This is a genomic window from Alteromonas sp. ISO5 (genome assembly GCF_058105165.1).
On sequence record NZ_CM176572.1, the window covers coordinates 2,165,856 to 2,182,516 of the forward strand.

A 16,661-nucleotide genomic window follows, 5' to 3' on the forward strand; every position below is an offset into this window, starting at 1 on the left:
CTTTAATATCGTGAAATACGACTCCTTACAGGTAAATGAACAACGGTTAGATAATCAGCGCCTTGGTTTCGGTATACTCGTGCAGACCGCTCAGACCCCATTCCCGCCCGTTGCCGGATTGTTTGTAGCCACCAAACGGCGCATCAGTGTTGAATAATGCGCCCTGGATATAGCATTGGCCGGCGCGAATACGGCGGGCAATCAGCTTGGCTTCTTCTGCATCTTTGGCATACACGCCTGAGGACAAACCATAGGGGGTGTCATTGGCAATACTGATTGCCTGATTAAGAGACTGGTAAGGCATTATGCACAGCACCGGGCCAAAGATTTCTTCCCGGGCGATGGTCATATCATTGCTGACATTAGAGAATATGGTGGGTGCCACATAGGCTCCCTGCTGCAGACTGGCGTGCACCGCTGTGCCGCCGCAAACCAGTTTTGCACCTTCGTTAATGCCTTGCTGAATGAAGCCGGCAATACGCTTTTGTTGCTTATGCGAACTTACCGGGCCCAGCATGGTATTGGGATCAAGAGGATTGCCGGGTCGCCATTCTGCAGCAACCTGAGCGGCAATTTCCTCTGCTTCTTTGAGTGATTCAGCAGGCACCAGCATGCGTGTTAGCGCGCAGCAGGTCTGGCCGGAATTGATCATGACATCTTCAACGCCATAGCGCACGGCAGCGGCTAAATCTGCACCCGGGGCAATGATGTAAGGGGATTTACCACCAAGCTCCTGGCACACGCGCTTTACGCCGGGCGCGGCAGCCTGAGCCACTTTCACGCCCGCCAGGGTTGAGCCGGTAAACGACACCATGTCCACATCGGCATGGCTACATAAATAGTCGCCGATGTCACTGCCGACCGCAGTGAGTACATTTACCACGCCAGCCGGCACGCCGGCTGCGTGAATAATGTCTGCCAGAATAAGGTCTTGCAGGGGCGTTTGTTCTGCTGGTTTTAAAATCGTGGTGCAACCCGCGGCGAGGGCAGGCCCTAACTTGCCGGCCAGTTGCGACAACGGGTAATTCCATGGGTTTATCAAAACACACACGCCTACGGCCTCCTGCACTTTGATATAGTTATCAAAGGTTTCGGATTCTTCCATATGAGCGGCCAGGCCAGCGAAGCTGCGAAAGGCATCAATACTGCCTTGTACCTGGATCTCATCGGCCAGTGCCACCGGGCAACCCATTGAATTGACAATGGCTTCGATTAACTCATCTTTACGTGCTTCCATGCCATCGGCAATCGCATGAATTAAACCAGCGCGATACTCTGCGGTGGTTGCTGACCAGCTCGAAAAGGCGTGTTTAGCAGCGGCTACAGCGGCGTTGATGTCGCTCTCACATGCGGCCGGAACAGTGGCGTAAATACTGCCGTCAGCCGGATTAATGACATCGATTTTGCTTACCGACTGACTGGTTACCCAACCGCCATTAATATAAAGTTGCGGGTAGTCTTTCATTATTAATTATCCTTTTTGGGTCGCCAGGACGGTTAGTCATTGGCCATTTTCAGTACGGCACCTAGCAGCACATTACAGCCCGCTTTAATATCTGCTGGCGTGGCATTTTCAGCTTCGTTATGGCTGATGCCTTTTTCGCAGGGAATAAAAATCATCGACGTTGGGATCACCCGCGACGTGTACACCGAGTCGTGGCCGGCCCCCGAGAACATCTCCTCATAGGCATAGCCGTTAGCCTGAGTGGCTTCGCGAACCGCGTTGATACAGTCGGTATTAAATTCTACCGCTGGTGAATTCCATTCGTCTTTAATTTCAAAGGTCAGGCCAAATTTTTCACAGGTTTTTTGTGTGATGTCGCGAAACGCAGCGTCCATTTGTTCAAGAATTTTCTGGTCCGGATGGCGTAAATCCACCGCCATGGTCAAACGGGCCGGCACGGTATTGCGTGAGCCGGGCTCAGCCTTTATATCGCCAAAAGTTGCCCGCGCCCAGGGCGAATGCTCGGCCGCCAGAGCGTATAACTCACTCACAATGGCCGATTGCGCCATAAACGGATCGCGGCGCTGCTCCATAGGCGTTGGACCGGCGTGAACCGGCTGGCCATCAATAATTAAATCGTACCAGCGCATGCCCTGTACACCTTTCACCACGCCAATCGGCTTTTCCAGCGATTCAAGAATAGGGCCCTGCTCAATGTGCAGTTCAAACGCTGCTTTCACCGGGAACGGTTGGCACGGCTCGGTACCGGCAAAGCCGATTTCTTCGAGCGCTTGTTTAATAGTGATGCCCTGTTTGTCGGTGCGGGATAACCCGTATTCTAAATCAAATTCACCACACCATACGCCCGAGCCGACCATGGCCGGTGAGAAACGTGCGCCTTCTTCGTTGGTCCATACGGCCACTTCGATGGGGTGTTTAGTGGTGATCCCGGCATCATGCAGCGTGCGCAGTACTTCCAGACCGCCAAGCACACCATACACACCGTCGAATTTGCCGCCGGTGGGCTGAGTGTCGAGGTGGCTGCCCATTAACACTGGCGGCAGCGAATCATCACTTCCTGCCTTATGCAGAAACAGGTTGCCCATTTGGTCTACCCGCATGGTGCAGCCAATGTCTTTGCACCAGCGAATAAACAGCTCACGGCCGATCTTATCTTTTTCGGTTAATGCCTGTCGGTTACAGCCGCCCTTGGCAGTGCCGCCAATGTCGGCCATTTCCATCAGGGTTGACCACAGTCGTTCACCATTTACTGCTAATGCTGTCATTGTTGTAACTCCTATGCGTCTTTACGGCTAAGTGGCTGACACATACAGTGAACGCCACCACCACCAGAGGTAAACATGGACATATCCGGGCTGTACACTTCAAGGCCATGGGCTTTGGCTTTTTCGACCAGTTCATTGCTACCTGCAGGCACCAGCACGCGGTCGTTACCCAGTGCGACTACGTTTACACCCAGCTCCAGTACCGAGCGGTACGACAGGTCGATGATTTCGATACCGCGGGACTTAAACCAGTCCAGCTGTTCCTGTTCTACGGCCTGGGTACACACGGCGGCGAGCTTTTCAGATAACATGGCCACCTTAACGTCCAGGTGCAGGAAGTAGGGGTCAAATTCGTAGGCTCGGAATTCCCAGCCCTCTTTTTCGAGCCAGCCACGCACCTGATCAAGGCCTTCCTTGCTGGTACGTTCACCGGTGTAACCACACAGTATCACGCCTGGCTCCAGCACCATAAAGTCACCCCCCTCAAAGGTACCGGCAGTAACCACATCGTACAAAGGAATATCGTTTTGCTGATAAAATTTCACGACTTCCAGCCATTCACCACGGCGCCACGGGCTGTACATTTGTGTCACGATTGGGCCCCATGGCGTCATCACCGAGGAGTCACGGGCATAAATCTGATAAGGCAGGTTTTCGTCGGCCTGCAGGAAATGGGTTTTTACACCGCAATGCTCGTAAATATCGCACATTTCCTGATACTGTTGCTTGGCAACCTCTTTATCGAAGCTGCGACCCAAACGCATAGAACGGCGGGACATGGCATTACCAGTTTGCCAGGTGTAGTGATCCATCGGACCAATCAATACGTCCTGCAGTACGCCATATTCTGAATTCATACCCCAGTGAGGCATTCTTTCTGTACCCCCAGTAAGGTTACGGCGGCGGAAAAATTGTGAGTTAGTCATCGCTAATTGCTCCATAAGCATTGATGTTTTTTCCAGTTTATGGTGTTAATTAGCATATTCAAGTAACGAATTTATACCATATTGGTGACAAAATGAGACCAATACAATCTCCTTATCTGGATTTACGTCAAATTCCGCTAACGGCATTACGCGCATTTGAGGCGGCCGGCCGGCATAGCCATATTCGCCGTGCAGCGCAGGAACTGCACGTTTCACATTCAGCTTTAAGTCGGCATATACGGCAACTCGAAGAGCGTTTAGGCACTAATCTGTTTCACCGGGAAGGAAATGGAATTCAGTTAACGCCGGTTGGTCGGCGACTACTGGCATCGGTGCAGTTGGCTTTTCAGGAGCTCAATCGCGGGTTGCACTATATGGATCCTACTCAAATTGCCGGTGAACTAGTGATTGCCTGTACCGCGACGATTTCTATGAATTGGCTGTTACCGGTGCTAACCCATGTACAAAAACAGTACCCGGAGATCACACTGCGAATAAAAACGGTGGAGCCACTGGCGGAATCGCTTAACCAGGAGTTCGATATAGCGCTAACCCTTGGCGTCCCTGCCGATAAAAGTCGCGTCGTTAGCAAGCTGTATGACGAATATTATGTGCCTGTGTGCAGCCCCAAGTTGGTTAATGGTCAGCGTCTTAGCTCACCTGCGGCGCTACTTACTCATCCGCTATTACACGACCGGCTTAATCAGTGGCAGCAATGGCTACTGTCGCACGGACTCGATGTACATCAGGCAGCCCAGCATACTTACTTTGATTATGCTTATCAGGCGATTGAAGCTGCCCGGCTTGGTATGGGGCTGGCGCTGGCTGATGTGATGGAAGTCCGTGAAGATATCCAGCAGGGTAAACTCATGCAGATTATCGAAACTAATCAACAGATTGGTGAATCGGTTTTCCTTGTTACTGAACCCCGGGAACATATGACACAGCGAACGCTGCTGGTGCTTAAAACCATAATCAGTAGTCTTGAAAAAAGCGGTGCACGGCTCAATCACGGGGTTTATGAAGTGATTGCCGATACTTTTTCTGCACCTGAATAACTGCCATTCCAAAACCTCATAGCGCCATTAAAAAACACTGTTAGATTGCACAACGCCTAGCTTCTAGACTGAGTCTGGTTTTTAATAGTTCAGTGAAGTGAGATGAACAGACATATCGCAATAGTAGGGTTTGGTAACGTAGGTGCAGCGCTGGCTTATACCCTGATCAATAAGGCGATAGTTGCTCATCTCACTATTATTGATTCCAACAGTGAGAAAGCCTCCAGTCATGCGTTGGACTTGCAAGATGCACTGATTGCCCTTAATCAGGACGTAAGCATCACGGTAAATGACACCGACGATATGCTCAACGCTGACATCATCGTAGTGGCAATCGGCCCGGCGAATATTACCTCGCTGGACCGTCTGGACGAATTTTACAGCAACAAGGCTGGCATTCTCAGTCTGGCGGAAACCCTGAAAGACGCCAGTTATCAGGGGATAGTGCTGAATATTACTAATCCGTGTGACGTTATCACCCAGGTGCTGCAGGCAGCGTCCGGTTTACCGAAGAGTCGTGTCTTTGGTACCGGCACCACCCTGGACTCCCTTCGCCTGCAGCGCCTGTTAGGTGACTACCTGGAGTTAAACCCGGCGGATATTGATGGCTACATGGCCGGTGAACATGGCGACTCCCAGTTTGTTGCCTGGTCGCCCATGCGGATGGCAGGCATACCGGCGTCTGAATGGCACATCAGCGATCAGCAAAAAGCACAAATCGAAAACAACGTCATGCAAACCGGTTCGGTAATTTATAACGGCAAAGGGTGCACTGAGTATGGTATCGGTGCGATGGCGGCCAATATTTGTTATGCCATTCTCAATAACAGCCAGAAAGTGTATTCGGTGTCGGTGTTTGATGAAGCGGCCGGGTGTTATATCAATCATCCAACCCAGGTAGGTAAAGCCGGGTTGGGCAAGCGCTTTGCGCTGTCTCTAAATGATGTTGAGCAGCGCCGGTTTGTTCAATCCGTGAGCATTATTCGCCAGTATGTGGCGATGGCTTAAACCAGTTTAAACAGTTCATGTGTAATCGAAGGTGCCGTATTAAACCTTCTTTACTCCTTCAGACCCGCATTATGCGGGTCTTTTTTTGGGCATAGGCTGATTAGTCGCGGTAAGAGGGGTCTGTGCGATCCAGTTTACGGATCATGGCCTGCCAGATAAGGTCGATACTTTGTGCCATATAGCGGGGGCTGGAGGCCTGTTGGGCAACGTGTTCGCAGATCTCGTCGTCTGGAATTAGCAGCGTGCCACGGGTTTTCATGGTTTCGACCTGAATTTCGCACGCTTTATTGAGGTAGTACATACGATAAAACGCTTCTGCTACCGTGCGGCCAACCGTTAACAAGCCATGATTACGCAGGATCATGCTGTTTTTGTCCCCCATGGCGGCGACTATCGCCTCGCGCTCGTCACATTCCAGTGGGATACCCTGATAATCGTAATAGGCCACCCGATTAAAAAATTCCATGTTGGTTTGATTAACCGGTAATAAACCCTCGGCTAAACCAGACACGGCCATACCTGCCATGGTGTGGGTATGCATAACACAGTGTGCATCGTCTCTGGCCATGTGGAGTGCGCTGTGAATAGTAAATCCGGCCGGGTTCACCGAGGCCGGGCTGTTATCCGCGTTTTCCCCCTGCACGTCGACCATAACCAGATTTGAAGCTGTTACTTCTTCGGGCAGCAGGCCGTAACTATTTAACAGGAAGCGGTCAGCCTCGTCTGGCATACGCGCTGAGATATGGGTAAAAATCATATCGCTCCAGCCATTTAAATCTAATAGCCGGTAAGCGGCAGCAAGGTCGGTACGTAATGCTTGTTCGGCGCTAACAGCGTTTGCACTGTGGCTCAGTTCGGCCATAACAAAGTTCCTCAAAAATCCTTAACGTTTACAGCTCTACGGCTATCACCAGAGCTGTGTAACGCCATTATTTGATTATAACGCGACAGAGCCAGCGTGTACGCGAGCCCTGTTATTTTATGTGTCTGTTCGTCTGGCAGATTAAGACTTCGTGTTTTTTAAGTGCCCAAAGGTTGCCACACCCGTTGCCCGCTCAGGTAACGAAAGTTCGCCTTTAGCCACTTTTTCACGCAGATAACGATAGCTTTGTAATGCCTGGCTGTACATATGCTCGCCAATACTGAGTTCTTTGTATTCAGCGCTGCCGTCATCAAATTGCTCGAGCGGGCGAATTAGCGTGTGGTAATCGCAGGCGAAGAACAGTGGAAAAGAATAACGTTCCTGAGACACTTTTCTCACACGGTGTGAGGTCGCCACAAACTTTCCGGCAGTCAGCACTTCAAGCATATCGCCAATGTTGATAACAAAGGCTTCCTCGCCATCTTTTTGAATCGGTGGGGCATCAATCCACTCGCCATCATCATTCATCACTTCCAGGCCGGGCTGGTCAGGTAGCAGGATAGTAAAGCATTCATAATCGGTGTGAGCACCAATACCCGGCCGGTCTTCTGCCTCGGTATCCAGCGGATAATGTATAAGGCGCAGTTTGGATGGCGGGCAGGTGATCATACTTTCAAAATGATCTTCCGGTAAGCCCAGCGCCAGCGCAAAGCCAGAAAACAACTTACGGCCCAGCGCAAATACGGCTTCATAATAATCGAGTACCGGCTCTTTAAAATTCGCCAGCGTCGGCCATTCATTCTGACCGATTAACGGGGTTTTAGCTTTAACCAGCGGGTGGTCGTGCGGGGCCGGAAAACCCACATCAAAGGCTTCTTTTTTATCGGGTTTGCCGGTGCCATAAATTTCTTCGCCTTCCGGAACAAAGCCTTTATGCGAGGCCGAGCTGCCAATGTAGTATTTCATCTTTTCTTCTTCAGACTGGGCAAAAAAGCGCTTGGCGGCATCGCGCAGGGCGGCAATTTTATCGGCTGGCATGCCATGACCCACGACATACAGAAAACCCACGTCACGGGCGGCTTTGCCCATCTGCTCAGCTACATTTAAGCGAGCTTCAACCGACTCGCTGAATAAGCCGGAAATATCAATCACCGGAATTTCGGTAAAGGTGTTAGATGTCATTGTCATTCTCAACTTGTTGTCTTTGTCTTAAAAGGCGTTCGGCCTGACGAACCGATAGGCTATTTACTGCCCTTATGGTGTGTTCAGTCTCGTTACATGCATAAGACCACATGACGGATCCGCTGAAAATACGAAGAATGTTATGTTTTCACCTGCGCCGGCATGTCTGGCAGCGTGCTTACCCCGTCTACTGATGCTGAGAATTACCCGGCGGATTTGATTTTTTAGCCCAATAACCGGCAAACAGAGCGCCTGACAAGTTGTGCCAGATACTGAAAATAGCCCCAGGTAACGCACTGGCAGCCGTAAAGTATTTCAACGCCAGTGCAACACTTAATCCGGAGTTTTGCATGCCCACTTCAATGGCGACGGTTCTGGCAATTATCGAGTCATAGCCGAGCTTACGCACGATGACATACCCACAACCTAATCCCGTAAGGTTATGGAGCACCACTGCGCACACCAGCGGCATGGCGACGGTACTAAGGTTTTCGTGGTTTAATGCAACCACAATGGCGATAATTAACAGGATTGCGCCCATTGATAATATTGACAGTAAACCGCTAAGTGCGGCGAAGCGATTTTTTAACAGCTGGTTTAGCAGCATGCCAACAGAGACTGGCAGTACAATTACCTTAAACAGCATGGCCAGCATTGACATCGCCGGCACATCAACGCTCTCGCCAAGATAACACCAGGTGAGTAATGGCAGCATGGGCACGGCAACCAGAGTGGATATCATAGTCATACTGACCGACAACGCGACATTGCCTTTGGCTAAGTAAGCCATCACATTCGATGCGGTTCCGCCGGCCGTTGCGCCCACCAGCATCATGCCTGTCATGAGCGCTTCTGAAAGACCCAGCAGTAAGGCAATGAGCCAGGCCGCAAACGGCATCACGACAAACTGAATTGCCACACCGGTTGCCACAATGTGGCGGTAGGCTAACACCTTGGTGAAGTCGCGCCATTTAAGGGTGAGACCCATTGCCAGCATGACTAATACTAATAACGGCACAATAATGGATTTGAGCCCCACCAACCACTGCGGAAACAAGTAAGCAAAAATACTGACGATGAGTGCCCAGAGGGGAAACAAATAAATGGCCATGGCGACCCTTAACAAAAAACGATAGTCATTAGCTTACCATCGCTGGTGGTAAGAAGGGCAACTTAGACCAGTGGCGGATTTGGCGTTGCTTGTCGGTATGACTGTTACTGGTAGGGGGGCGTTGCGAATTACCTTGTTGATTAAAGTTAATATTTAACAGATAGTTAGAAATTGAAAGTGCATCATACTATATTCAAAATCTGCACTTTTCGAGATGCGCTGTTCTCTGCAGTCACTCTCGCAGCAATGATTAAGTTTATAAAATATATGACGTCGCTCGCCCCAGGTTTGCTATCGGGCAGGCGCGGATGACAAGGAGAGTGGTAAGTTATGAGAGCGTTTGTGTGCATCATCCTATTGGGATTGTTAAGTGGATGCGAAACTTTTGGTGAACGAATTACCGATGAGCAGTTAGCTGGTATCGATAAAGTAGGTGTGGTGTCGATTATCGATGACCAGATAGCCTACAACTATGTGGGGGTGACCGTCTTTAATAACGAAAATAACCTCTACCCCTTCCCTAATCTCGACATAGATAACTATGTGACGTCTACGATGACCAGCGCGCTAAGCAGGGTAAACCCGCGGGTGAGAGTGGTACCGGTTGATGTTGATTTTGCAACGTACCGCGGTGCTTATAAAAACGAGGAAGCTATTGCTGCGCTGGATATAACGCAATTTAGTCGTTTGTTCGCCGCAAAGGCGGAAGAAATGGCATTGAAATACGTTATTGTGGCATCAAGGGACAGCGTTCAGTTTGATCAGGCGCCGGTTTCGGTTAATGGTTTCGGGTTAAGAAAACATGTTGCAAATGATAATGTCGGCGCTTTCGTATTGATTAAATTTGAACTGATTGATCTGGCTACCCAGAAGGTGCTGGCAAAAGCCAGGGTGTTTGAGCGGGACGCCAACAGTGAGTTTGCCTGGCTGGAACCTTTTGCTGATAATAATGCAGCCTTTAAAGTCTCGATGAAAGACTACATCTATGAGGCGATTGAAGGCTGGACGAAAAGCGTTTCATCGACATTACTGATGTCGCAAAAAGATCATCAGCTCTGTGCCAGTAAAGTGTATAGCAACGGATTTGAGATAGACGGTGTGACATATACAACCCAGCAAGCGGTGTTGGAGCAACGTTATGAATATATTCGAAATAAAATCATCAACGAAGAGGCGGATCCTAAGGAAGCCCTGCCACCTTATGAGGCGCGCTTTAAGGCAACCGAAGACAAGGTAATTGACTGTCTGGCGCAACTGGCGGAGTAATTTCCGGGCACTCGTGTAGGGTTAACAAAAAGCATGAATGAGGCCGGGGCATCCCGGTTTCATTCCCTCAGATAACAGCATTAAAGAGGAGAGCAGAAGTTGGCTTTTGGGCCGAAGCGCGGAAGTGGCTTTCAGGCCTCTTTTCTTACAGATAGGGTCACTCTTTTTTTAACTCTTCAAACTACCGAGAAGTATTGGTTATCTTTATTTCATCAACTCCAGGTCGTCCCTCTGACAGAAGGTGTTTGGTGCTTAGATCTGCTCCCGCGACATTATCGGTTTAAAAACTATATGTAAAATTCATTGTTAATTTTTTGTTGATCAATTCCTGGTGAGCTAGTATAACGTAAAAAGACAACGTTGTTTATTTTAGAAATTACACCACTTCAACTATCGGGACGCGATATGAAAGACTACAAATTGCATCCATTAGCACGTCAGTTACGGGCGGCAATAAAGCCTGCTCCACTTGCGCTGATGCTGATGGCAACGTCGTTACAGGCGCAGGAAACTGAGTCAGATACAGCACAGGTGGAAACGCCAAAAGAAGTAGAAGTAATAGAAATTTCCTACGGTTACAGCGCAGTTGAGAAAACAGATCTGACGGGTTCTATAGCCACCGTAGACATTGAAGATATAATAGATCTTCCTGCCGGCAATATAATGCAAAATCTGCAAGGCAGGGTGCCAGGTCTCCAGATCACCACCACTGGTAATCCAAGCTCGACCGCGACAGTAAGAATCCGGGGACAAGGTCTGGGTCCACTTGGCAATAATGATCCGCTCTATATCATCGATGGCATCCCAACGAAGTCGGGTTTACACGAAATTAACAGCAACGATATTGCAGATGTTCAGGTGCTGCGGGATGCGGCTGCTGCAAGTATCTATGGTGCCCGGTCAGGAAACGGCGTAATTGTTGTGACTACGAAGAAAGGTTATGACGGGCTGGATTTCAACTTTCGTTTCAACCAGAGTATCGAAGAATACGACTATGATCTGCAGCCGCTCAATACGCTAGAGCGTGGCGCAGTCGTATGGCGCGCGGCAGTCAATGATGGGTCAAATCCAAATTCTGCAAGCCCGCTCTATACCTTTGACTGGAATCAGGACTTTGAAAACCCAGCGTTATATTCGGTCATTCTGCCTACCTACACTGATCCGGAGGGAGTACAGCGGCCGGCGGATACCCGGTGGTTTGACGAAGTGACCAGAACGTCAAAAGTATCGGATATGAATTTTTCCGTGGCTGGCGGGAATGATGTTTCAACATTTTATAGTTCCCTCGGATACTTCGAAGCCGAGGGAATTGTCGATGGTTCCAAGTTCGAGCGACTGGCTTTCAGGTTTAACTCAGAACATGAAGTCGTGGAAGATAAGATTAAAGTGGGACAGACGTTCCTGATCACTGATCAGAAAGCTAATCTTATCAATGACCTTGCCGGACAGATCCTGGGATTATCAATTGAGCAGCAATCTATCGTACCAGTGTACAACGATGTAGGTGGCTGGGGAGGGCCTGTTCCGGGAATTACGGATAGGGACAACCCTGTTCGTATTATTGAGCAGAATCGTGACAACAACCATACTTACAACAAGGTAATGGCAAACTTTTTCGTTGAGTATTCTCCAATTGAGAATTTAACACTACGAGGAAATGTTGGTGTTGATTACAGTCAGTTCTACTTCCGGAATTTTACTCGTGCATATACTGCGGGTTCACTTAGTGGCAGCGACCGACTAACTGTTGAAGATAACTGGAATCAAAGCATTATTACCGGTGCGACAGCTACTTATAAATTAGTGTTGGACGATCTTCACAAGTTCAACTTTCTTGCCGGCGTAGAGCAAATTAACTATGAAAGAGAATTATCCCGGGGCATCGGTTCTGGCTTCGCTTCCGATGATCGTTCATTTGCTTACTTGTCTCAGGCCACGTCGGACGTAAGAGTTGAAGGCGAAGGAGAGACCTGGTCGCTTGACTCTCAATTTGCTCGTGTAGATTACAATTACGATAATCGTTATCTGGCATCCTTCACGATTCGTCGGGATGGTTCCTCAAGGTTTGGCGACGCAAACGAATACGGTAATTTCCCTGCCGCTTCGATTGGTTGGGTTGTAAGCAATGAAGACTTTTTCGACGTTGACTTTATCGACACTTTGAAACTACGAGGAAGCTGGGGTGAAACAGGGAATCAGGAAATCCCAACAAATGCGACCGTCACCACTTACATACCACGCTATGCAACGCAATCGCTTTTCACAAATCAGCAAGACGAAGGTACGGCATACGATATTACCGGGTCCAACGGTGGCACTTTGCCATCGGGTTTTGTTCGTGCACAAACCGGTAACCCCGACCTGAAATGGGAAACCTCTACGCAGATAAATTTCGGGGTTGACTTTGAACTGTTTGATAACACCGTTTACGGGAGCTTTGATTGGTTCGAAAAGGAAACTCGTGACATTCTCACCTTGACACAGCCGATCGCGACGCTCGGAGAAGGGGCGCAAAAGTGGGTTAATGGCGGCACAATTGAAAATGCCGGGGTTGAACTGGTCCTTGGCTATGAGAAGTGGATCGACACAGGCTGGCTGGAAGATGAACTGCTGGTAGACATTAACTTTAATGTGTCATCGGCTGAAAACACCGTTACCGCTCTTCCTGAAGATGTGGTTAATTCCTTTGGTGGTAATGGTCAGGACAAAACTATTTTGGGTCGTTCAATCAACTCGGTTTACGGGTACGTCGCTGATGGTATTTTCCAAAGTCAGTCCGAGGTTGATGCTCACGCCACGCAATCAGGTGCGGCGCCAGGCCGGATCCGCTGGCAGGACCTGGATGGAAATGGTGTTATCGATGAAAACGATCAGGACTTCTTTGCTGATACTGATCCTGATTTTATCTACGGAATGAATTTCACGTTTAAATACAGAGACTGGGACTTCAATATGTTCTGGCAAGGCGTGAAAGGCGGGAAAATTCGCAATAACTGGCGGCTGTTTACCGATTTCACTTCACTGAACATTGGTTCTAACTATGGTGCCCGGACGCTAGGCGCATGGACTCCTCAGAATACAGATAGCAATGTGCCGGCACTGACATTAATTGACAACAATGGCGAGGGCCGTCAGTCGAGTTTCTTCTGGGAAGATGGTACCTATCTCAAACTACGCAATATCAGTGTTGGCTACAGACCGACACTGGACTTCATCGAGCGCTTTGGCCTTTCCGACGCGCGTGTTTATCTCCAGGCTCAGAATCTTCTGACGATAACGCCAGATGGCACACTAAGCGAAGATCCGGAAACGCCTAACGAAGTCTTTCCTGTACCCCGCCGATTTACCCTCGGGCTGGAAGTTTCTTTTTAAACGAACAGGATAATGGATTTAGAATTATGAATAATATAAGCAAATTTTTCGCAACAAGTCTGATTGCGCTGTCTGTGGTTTCATGCGGCGGAAGTGGTGAGTTAGACAGTGAACCGCAAGCGGTATTGACTGAAGATCAGGTGGCAACGACCGAGAACATTGATGCCTTGGTAATCGCTACCTACTCCTACCTTGGCAATGATCACTACACTGCGCCTAATTTTCTCTGGCCGACAGGTAATTTGCGTGCAGGGGACGCGCATAAGGGGGGCAATGGACCGTCTGATATTTTTGCCTATCATGCGCTTTCAATGTATGAACCGCTAGTGCCTGACATGGAGTCGTTCCCACCCGATTTAATAGACCTTAATAATAAAAAGTGGACGCGTAATTACACCGGTATATCGCGGGCTAATTCGGCACTTCAGGTTATCGCAGAAACACCGACAGGTGAGTTACCAACCGCCGACGAAAAAGCAGCAGAATTACGTTTCCTCAGAGCTATTTTTTACTTTGACCTTAAAATTCATCACAAACATATCCCCTGGATTGATGAGACGATGACGCAAGAGGAAATACTAGCCACTACGAATCGGGACCTGACTGATCAGCAACTCTGGGACAAAATTGCCGCAGACTTTCGTTTTGCCGCCAATAACCTGCCAGATGTTCAACAGGATATTGGCCGGGCATCGGCGCTGTCTGCGAAAGCCTACTTGGCCAAGACGCTTCTGTATCAGGCCTATGAGCAGGATGAATTGCATAATGTCGTCAACATCAATCAGCCAAAACTGGAAGAAGTGGTAAGCCTGGTAGATGAAATTGAAGCCAGTGGGCAATACGGTTTGTACGATGACTATGCGGAAAACTTCCTGTTCGAATTTGAGAATGGCAAGGAATCAGTGTTTGCTATTCAGCGTTCGTTGAATGATGGCAGTCCTGATGGCAGAGGCGCCTGGTCAAGTGCCTTAAATGCCCCAATGTCAGGTGGATTCGGGTGCTGTGGCTTTCATGTTCCTACAGAGAACTTCGTTAACGCGTTTAAAACCGATAACGCCGGACTACCTCGCTTCTCAACCTTTAATGACAGTGTCTACAGCGTGGCAAATGACTATGTTGATCCGCGCCTGGACCATACCGTAGCGATGGAAGGTAAGCCGTTTAAGTACGACCCTGAACTTATCCATGGTGGCGATAGCTGGGCGCGTGCGCCCGGGATTTATGGCAACTATACCGGGATGAAGGATCTGGAACACCCTGAGTGCGACTGCCGGGGCGAGAATGGCCCCTTCCCAATATTTTCTTTGAATACCGTTTTAATCCGCTATGCCGATGTCTTGCTGTGGAAAGCAGAAGCGCTCATTGAGCTGGACCGTTGGGCAGAGGCTACTCCCGTTATTAACCGACTCAGGGAACGAGCAGCAGGAAGCACGGAAAGGCTAAACGACGCCAGTTTATATCGCATCGGAACCTATGACTCTTTCGCTTCCAAAGCTGAAGCACGTCAGGCGCTGCGTTGGGAGAGACGGGTTGAACTCGGGCTGGAGGGACATCGCTTCTTCGACCTGGTTCGCTGGGGGATCGCCAAAGAGACAATAGATGAATACCTCCTTACCGAGCGTGGCAGAAAGCCCTATTTGGAAGACGCTGCATTCACCAAAAACAAACATGAATACCTGCCAATCCCTAATCAACAGATTAATTTAAGTGGTGGAATTTATGTACAGAACCCGGGCTACTAAGCCCGGCGTGTCTTCAGTCTTCAAGAGGTACGATACACACCATGAATAAAATACTTTATTGGTCACTTACCGTTGCCATAGCTGGATTTTTATTTGGCTTTGATACCGCAGTGATATCCGGTGCAGACCAATCCATACAGGCTCTGTGGGAGACGACTCCGCTCTTTCACGGGATTTTTGTAATGTCTTCGGCACTGTGGGGAACGGTCATTGGCGCGTTGGCCGGAAACTGGCCATGTGACAGACTGGGTCGGAAAAAGACGCTGGTTCTGATAGGCGTGCTTTATTTGCTTTCGGCAATAGGCTCAGCACTTGCTCAGGATCCATACACCTTTGCCATACTCAGATTTATAGGTGGTTTAGGGGTCGGAGTCTCTTCAATTGCCGTGCCGGCATACATATCAGAAATTGCGCCAGCGAAAGTAAGAGGACGGTTGGTAGCGACTTACCAGTTTCAAATTGTTTTCGGGATCCTTGTCGCGTTTCTTTCCAACTATCTGCTCGCCGGTATCATTGTTGAAGACTGGCGTATCATGCTGGGAGTTGAGGCATTGCCTGCTCTTATTTACTTTTTAATGGTATTAAAAGCGCCCGAAAGCCCTCGTTGGCTTTTGCTACACCGTAATGATGAGGCCGAGGCCCGGCGGGTATTTCGGGAACTACAAAGCGAGGATGTTGAGCAAACCATTCGCGCAGTCAAACATGACAATACAGCGGGCGAGAAAGAAGCGTTGTTTAAACCTGAACACCGACTTCCGGTGCTACTGGCTTTTCTGCTTGCCGCTTTCAATCAATTGTCAGGTATTAATTTCATTATTTATTACGCACCACGCGTTTTTGATATGGCCGGTTTGGATGGCAGCGCAGCCTTGTTGTCTACTGCTGGTGTTGGGTTAGTTAATCTGATCTTTACCATGATTGGTTTAAGCCTCATAGACCGTTTGGGACGAAAATCACTGATGTACATTGGCTCGATAGGTTACATCCTGTCTTTAGCTACTGTGGCCTGGGCTTTTAGCGGTCAGGTTGGTGGAGCTATTGTTGTTGGCGCTGTTTTTGTTTTTATTGCCGCACATGCTGTGGGGCAGGGGGCGGTTATCTGGGTGTTTATTGCCGAAATTTTTCCAAATTCCGTGCGCTCCAAAGGGCAGTCTCTGGGAAGCGGTACGCATTGGATTTTTGCAGCGCTTATCACGCTCGTGATGCCACAGGTTTTAGCCACCTTCAGTGCCACGCAAGTGTTTGGTTTTTTCACATTTGCTATGTTCTTACAGCTACTTTTCGTTCGCTTCATGATGCCAGAAACGAAAGGCAAAACGCTCGAAGATGTGTCCGCAGCGTTATCAAAATAGAGGCACTTTAAGTATGAAAACGATGTTAGGTCTAATTATTTCTACCGTTCTT

General features: G+C 49.0%; 12 protein-coding genes. 6 read left to right on the forward strand and 6 right to left on the reverse strand.

Annotated elements, in window-relative coordinates:
* Positions 1–46 precede the first annotated feature (46 nt).
* From AC2T0J_RS09905 to AC2T0J_RS09915, 3 genes are read right to left on the reverse strand one after another with little or no spacing between them, the layout of a single operon-like run.
* Entirely contained in the window at positions 47–1,465 is a 1,419-nt protein-coding gene (locus AC2T0J_RS09905) for an aldehyde dehydrogenase family protein (RefSeq protein WP_489809968.1), read from the reverse strand.
* A gap of 32 nt (positions 1,466–1,497) precedes the next feature.
* The gene (locus AC2T0J_RS09910; protein WP_489809969.1) at positions 1,498–2,730 is read right to left on the reverse strand and encodes a M20 family metallo-hydrolase; all 1,233 of its coding nucleotides are present in this window, start codon (positions 2,728–2,730) and stop codon (positions 1,498–1,500) included.
* Between the two features lie 11 nt (positions 2,731–2,741).
* The gene (locus AC2T0J_RS09915; protein WP_489809970.1) at positions 2,742–3,656 is read right to left on the reverse strand and encodes a dimethylarginine dimethylaminohydrolase family protein; all 915 of its coding nucleotides are present in this window, start codon (positions 3,654–3,656) and stop codon (positions 2,742–2,744) included.
* A gap of 92 nt (positions 3,657–3,748) precedes the next feature.
* Here AC2T0J_RS09915 and AC2T0J_RS09920 point away from each other — a divergent pair, with 92 nt between their 5' ends.
* Together AC2T0J_RS09920 and AC2T0J_RS09925 are read left to right on the forward strand one after the other, a co-directional pair.
* Entirely contained in the window at positions 3,749–4,714 is a 966-nt protein-coding gene (locus AC2T0J_RS09920) for a LysR substrate-binding domain-containing protein (protein WP_489809971.1), read from the forward strand.
* 102 nt (positions 4,715–4,816) lie between these two features.
* Positions 4,817–5,722 (forward strand): lactate/malate family dehydrogenase, encoded by a 906-nt coding sequence (locus AC2T0J_RS09925; protein ID WP_489809972.1) that lies wholly within the window; start codon positions 4,817–4,819, stop codon positions 5,720–5,722.
* A gap of 100 nt (positions 5,723–5,822) precedes the next feature.
* On the opposite strand, the gene AC2T0J_RS09930 is transcribed toward AC2T0J_RS09925, so the two are convergent.
* The 3 genes from AC2T0J_RS09930 to AC2T0J_RS09940 form a co-directional block, all read right to left on the reverse strand.
* The gene (locus AC2T0J_RS09930) at positions 5,823–6,584 is read right to left on the reverse strand and encodes a class II aldolase/adducin family protein (RefSeq protein WP_489809973.1); all 762 of its coding nucleotides are present in this window, start codon (positions 6,582–6,584) and stop codon (positions 5,823–5,825) included.
* A gap of 141 nt (positions 6,585–6,725) precedes the next feature.
* On the reverse strand, positions 6,726–7,766 hold the full coding sequence (locus AC2T0J_RS09935) for an isopenicillin N synthase family dioxygenase (RefSeq protein WP_489809974.1): 1,041 nt from the start codon (positions 7,764–7,766) through the stop codon (positions 6,726–6,728).
* 187 nt (positions 7,767–7,953) lie between these two features.
* The gene (locus tag AC2T0J_RS09940; RefSeq protein ID WP_489809975.1) at positions 7,954–8,877 is read right to left on the reverse strand and encodes a bile acid:sodium symporter family protein; all 924 of its coding nucleotides are present in this window, start codon (positions 8,875–8,877) and stop codon (positions 7,954–7,956) included.
* A 330-nt stretch (positions 8,878–9,207) separates the two neighbouring features.
* Between AC2T0J_RS09940 and AC2T0J_RS09945 the strand changes: the two genes are divergently transcribed.
* The 4 genes from AC2T0J_RS09945 (at position 9,208) to AC2T0J_RS09960 (ending at position 16,609) form a co-directional block, all read left to right on the forward strand.
* Positions 9,208–10,143 (forward strand): hypothetical protein, encoded by a 936-nt coding sequence (locus AC2T0J_RS09945; RefSeq protein ID WP_489809976.1) that lies wholly within the window; start codon positions 9,208–9,210, stop codon positions 10,141–10,143.
* Positions 10,144–10,548: 405 nt separating this feature from the next.
* The gene (locus AC2T0J_RS09950) at positions 10,549–13,515 is read left to right on the forward strand and encodes a SusC/RagA family TonB-linked outer membrane protein (RefSeq protein ID WP_489809977.1); all 2,967 of its coding nucleotides are present in this window, start codon (positions 10,549–10,551) and stop codon (positions 13,513–13,515) included.
* Between the two features lie 26 nt (positions 13,516–13,541).
* Positions 13,542–15,257, forward strand: coding sequence for a RagB/SusD family nutrient uptake outer membrane protein (locus tag AC2T0J_RS09955; RefSeq protein WP_489809978.1), 1,716 nt, complete (start codon positions 13,542–13,544; stop codon positions 15,255–15,257).
* Between the two features lie 41 nt (positions 15,258–15,298).
* A complete protein-coding gene (locus tag AC2T0J_RS09960) occupies positions 15,299–16,609 on the forward strand; it encodes a sugar porter family MFS transporter (RefSeq protein ID WP_489809979.1) in 1,311 nt (436 codons plus the stop codon).
* Positions 16,610–16,661 lie beyond the last annotated feature (52 nt).